Consider the following 3,751-nt stretch of genomic DNA (forward strand, 5'->3'; position numbering starts at 1 on the left):
TAAAATGATGAAAAGCCCTCTAGATAGGGCTTTTTTATTGCTTGAACGCTTGAAATATTTAATCTGTATTTTTTTTAAATTGTGTATTATCAAGCACTTTAGGTACACTTTTATTTAAAATATTCAGTAAAAGAATAGAGCGATACTCACCATTAGGCTCATCAAAAATAGCTTGTACACCCGCAAAAATACCCTCCGTAATGGTAACCTGATCACCATGCTTTGGCATATCTGGTGCAACGGTATGACTAATGGGAGCTTGTTGTAACAGCTCAATAATTTTTTCGGGGACTTCTACTGGCAATTGGCCAAAACGAATAAAATGGCTTACCCCTCTTGTTGATTGGATTGTTGTTGTATGAATTTCATTGTGATCAAATTTCACAAATAAGTAATTTGGGAACAGCGCTTCTTGCACAGTCATTCTTTTCCCTCTAACCACTTTTTCCATTTCGGTCATGGGGGTCATACAAATAACATTCTGTCGGTTTAAATGCTCCAGAGCACGCTCAATTTGGCCTCGTTTGCAATAAAGCAAATACCATTTTTCCATTTTTTGAATTCCATCTGACAAAACTATGTTTATGATAACAAATTACGACATAACAATGTGACTAATGAATAATGGCACCATATTATTGATACACTTAGGTCTATATTAATCAATATATTCTTATGATAACTGTAGTGCAAAAACTAAATCAGTAGGAGACATAATGGATATCTTTTTGTTGAGTAACGGTAAGCTACCAGGCAACCCTGTATGGCTTAGCTACGCCTTACCTCGAATCAAAGAAATGATTGTTCGTAAAAACATAAAGTCAGCAGTTTTGGTTCCTTATGCGGTTCTTCGAGGTTCACATGATGAGAGAGCTGAACAACTTTCGGAAGCGTTGGGAATAAAAGTCACGACTATTGAGCACTTTTCTAGCCCTGTAGAAGCGATTGAGCAAGCTGAATGTATTCTTGTCAGTGGCGGTAATACTTGGTGGCTGAATAAATGCCTACATGAAAATGGGCTGATCGTTGCTATTCAACGTGCGGTTCGTGAGCGTGGTGTACCTTATATCGGCTGGAGCGCGGGATGTAATGTAGCGACGCCAAGTATTCGTACTACGAATGATATGCCTGTTAGCAATGCAGCTATTATGCCTTCTCTAGGGTTATTTCCATTACAAATTAACCCCCACTATATTGATGCCCATATTTCTGGCCATATGGGCGAAACTCGTGATGAGCGATTACAAGAGTTTTGTGTGATTAATCCTCATGAAGTTGTTGTTGCACTCAGGGAGGGAAGTGGGTTACAAATTAAAGGTAATGAGCTTCACTATTTCAGCGGAAAAGATGAAGGTTTTAAACTATTTCAGCATAATAAAACATTCTCAGAACAATTTAATACAGTACTATTAGAAAAATTAGTGCCTTTTGATTGCCAGTAAAATGGTATACTAAGCCAGAAAAAGATTGATTTTAAAGTGTTTTAGGCAGTAACTTGTAACCTTGGCCGGACGTCTTATAATGAGACTCCCTCTGTAACAGTAAAAGAAGATAATGAAATACCGTGACCTTAGAGATTTCATCTCGCAACTTGAAAAACAAGGCGAGTTAAAACGTATTACAATGGAAGTCGACCCCTATTTGGAAATGACTGAAATTGCAGATCGCACACTAAGAGCAGGGGGACCGGCCCTATTATTTGAAAATCCCAAAGGTTATAACATGCCTGTCTTATGTAACCTGTTTGGCACAACTAAACGTGTTGCAATGGGAATGGGGCAGGAGGACATAAAAGCCTTACATGATGTAGGCAAATTACTTGCCTTCCTAAAAGAACCTGATCCTCCAAAAGGTTTCCGTGACCTCTTTGATAAGCTTCCAAAATTTAAACAAGTTCTGAATATGCCAGCTAAACGGTTAAGTTCGGCTGCCTGTCAGGAACAAATTTGGGCCGGTGAAGACGTCGATCTGACAAAGATCCCTGTTATGCATTGTTGGCCAGAAGACGCAGCGCCTTTAATTACATGGGGGCTGACAGTCACTAAAGGCCCTCATAAAGAAAGGCAAAATTTAGGTATTTATCGTCAGCAAGTTCTTGGAAAAAATAAAGTCATTATGCGTTGGCTATCCCATCGCGGTGGTGCTTTGGATTTTCAAGAATGGTGCCAAGCTCATCCAGGCGAAAAATTTCCTGTTGCTGTCGCACTTGGCGCAGACCCCGCAACCATTTTAGGCGCGGTCACACCAGTCCCGGACACATTATCAGAATATGCTTTTGCGGGGTTACTGCGCGGTAATAAGACTGAGGTTGTTAAATGCATATCGAATGACCTCGAAGTTCCCGCAGGCGCCGAAATTATTTTAGAAGGGTATATTGAGCCGGGCGAAATGGCCCCTGAAGGCCCTTATGGTGACCATACTGGTTACTATAATGAAATCGATACTTTCCCTGTATTTACCGTGACTCATGTGACTCAACGCCGCGATGCAATTTATCACTCAACTTATACAGGAAGACCACCCGATGAGCCTGCAGTATTAGGCGAAGCGTTAAACGAGGTCCTTGTCCCTATTCTTCAAAAGCAATTTCCTGAAATTGTTGATTTTTATCTTCCACCAGAAGGATGTTCATACCGTCTTGCTGTAGTGACAATGAAAAAACAATATGCAGGACATGCCAAAAGGGTCATGATGGGGGTCTGGTCATACCTGCGCCAATTCATGTACACTAAATTTGTTATTGTTTGTGATGATGATATTAATGCACGAGATTGGAAAGATGTTATCTGGGCAATTACCACACGAATGGACCCAGCTCGTGACACGGTGATGATGGAAAACACACCCATAGATTATCTCGACTTCGCTTCTCCTGTCTCAGGGTTAGGTTCAAAAATGGGGCTTGATGCTACCAATAAATGGCCAGGTGAGACAGATCGTGAGTGGGGGCGTCCTATCGTAATGACAGAGAGCGTTAAATCTCGCATTGATGATATTTGGGAACAATTAAATATTTTTGATAAAAAATAAGAGGGAAACCATGGCAACTTTAAGCTGTAAAGTAACATCTGTTGAATCTATCACGGATACGGTTTATCGGGTGATTTTGTTGCCAGATGGTCCTTTTCATTTTAAAGCAGGCCAATATTTGATGGTCGTGATGGATGAGCGTGACAAACGACCATTCTCAATGGCTTCTACCCCAAATAATAAAGAAACGATTGAATTACATATTGGTGCTTCTGAGATTAATTTATACGCAATGGCTGTAATGGATCGAATTTTGGATCAAAAACGTATAAATATTGACATTCCTCACGGTAAAGCTTGGTTTCGGGAAAATAGCAGTAACGCAATGATTTTAATTGCAGGTGGAACTGGTTTTTCCTATACCCACTCTGTATTGCTAGCGGCATTAGCTGAAAACCCAAATCGTGACATAACGTTCTATTGGGGCGGTCGTCAATTGGAGCACTTATATGATCTTGGTGAACTACAGGCGCTTAGTGAAAGTTATCCTAATTTAAAGATCACCCCTGTTGTAGAACAGCCAGATGAACTATGGCGAGGAAGGACAGGAACGGTTCTTAGTGCAGTGCTTGAGGATTTTGGTGACTTATCAAGCCATGATATCTATATTGCAGGTCGTTTTGAAATGGCCAAAATAGCCAGAGAACGGTTTTGTAATGAACGCGGAGCTAAATCGGAGCAGTTATTTGGTGATGCTTACGAATTCATTTAACCCGTCCTA

4 protein-coding genes are annotated in these 3,751 nt (G+C 40.5%); 3 read left to right on the top strand and 1 reads right to left on the bottom strand.

From position 1 onward, the window contains the following. Positions 1-58: 58 nt before the first annotated feature. On the bottom strand, positions 59-553 hold the full coding sequence (gene rfaH / locus PSF42_RS20495) for a transcription/translation regulatory transformer protein RfaH (RefSeq protein WP_125892772.1): 495 nt from the start codon (positions 551-553) through the stop codon (positions 59-61). Between the two features lie 163 nt (positions 554-716). On the opposite strand from rfaH, the gene pepE reads away from it, so the two are divergent. From pepE to fre, 3 genes are all read left to right on the top strand, one after another. After that, the gene (gene pepE / locus PSF42_RS20500) at positions 717-1,442 is read left to right on the top strand and encodes a dipeptidase PepE (protein WP_125892770.1); all 726 of its coding nucleotides are present in this window, start codon (positions 717-719) and stop codon (positions 1,440-1,442) included. A gap of 112 nt (positions 1,443-1,554) precedes the next feature. After that, positions 1,555-3,030 carry a 4-hydroxy-3-polyprenylbenzoate decarboxylase gene (ubiD, locus tag PSF42_RS20505; protein ID WP_125892768.1) on the top strand — a complete coding sequence of 492 codons (1,476 nt, stop codon included), beginning with the start codon at positions 1,555-1,557 and terminating at the stop codon, positions 3,028-3,030. 10 nt (positions 3,031-3,040) lie between these two features. Then, positions 3,041-3,742 (top strand): NAD(P)H-flavin reductase, encoded by a 702-nt coding sequence (fre, locus tag PSF42_RS20510; protein ID WP_140172658.1) that lies wholly within the window; start codon positions 3,041-3,043, stop codon positions 3,740-3,742. The last annotated feature ends 9 nt before the right edge of the window (positions 3,743-3,751 follow it).

Origin of the sequence: Providencia sp. PROV032 (assembly GCF_028484875.1) — a bacterium.
Taxonomy (GTDB): domain Bacteria; phylum Pseudomonadota; class Gammaproteobacteria; order Enterobacterales; family Enterobacteriaceae; genus Providencia; species Providencia rettgeri_E.

Coding starts and splice junctions, on each gene's coding strand:
- rfaH (WP_125892772.1), bottom strand. CDS start 553: ATGGAAAAATGGTATTTGCTTTATTGCAAACGAGGCCAAATTGAGCGT.
- ubiD (WP_125892768.1), top strand. CDS start 1,555: ATGAAATACCGTGACCTTAGAGATTTCATCTCGCAACTTGAAAAACAA.
- fre (WP_140172658.1), top strand. CDS start 3,041: ATGGCAACTTTAAGCTGTAAAGTAACATCTGTTGAATCTATCACGGAT.
- pepE (WP_125892770.1), top strand. CDS start 717: ATGGATATCTTTTTGTTGAGTAACGGTAAGCTACCAGGCAACCCTGTA.